Source organism: Haloferax sp. Atlit-6N, assembly GCF_003383195.1.
Lineage (GTDB): Archaea > Halobacteriota > Halobacteria > Halobacteriales > Haloferacaceae > Haloferax > Haloferax gibbonsii.
In genome coordinates this window covers 1-547 of the sequence record NZ_QEQJ01000149.1, presented here as the reverse complement: position 1 = coordinate 547, position 547 = coordinate 1, and the positions used below count along the sequence as shown (strand labels likewise).

Genomic DNA, 547 nt, shown 5'->3' with positions numbered 1-547 from the left:
GCGGGTCGCTCGCGTCGCTCTCACCGCGAGACACCACGAACCTCCCGAACCCACGCTAACTCTGCGCCGCACGCGACGCGTCCACTGCACCACGCTCACTCGTTGGCTTCAGTACCGTCTCCGTCGGCCACGCTGAGTTCGACGCGCGAATGCGCTCTGAGCCACGCGACGGCTGTCGAGAGCACTGCTTCGTCGTCGCCGGTGAGCTTGATTCGGGTCTCGCCCGCTTCCCGGTTCGGGTAGCTCCCGACGCGGATCCCGAAGCGCTCCGCGACGTCGCCCAGAATCGACGCGAGGGCACCTTCGGGCTCGGGAGAGTACAGCGTCTGTGTCGCCACGTCGCCGCCGAACTCCCCGGCGACGTTCGCGAAGCCGGCTTCCATCTCCTCGGGGATCCCGGGCAGGACGTACACGTTCTCGGCGACACACCCCGGTGCGAGCCCATCGGGGTTCGGAATCGGCGTCGCATCCGACGGCATCGAGGCGTACCACTCCGGCCGGAGCTCGAACTCCAGATCGGGATTCTCCTCGTAGATCCGATCGATCG

At 67.5% G+C, this 547-nt stretch carries 1 pseudogene; it reads right to left on the bottom strand.

Going from position 1 to position 547, the window contains the following annotated elements:
• Window positions 1-95: 95 nt before the first annotated feature.
• Window positions 96-547, bottom strand: a pseudogene (locus DEQ92_RS23590) (competence/damage-inducible protein A); the annotation flags it as partial.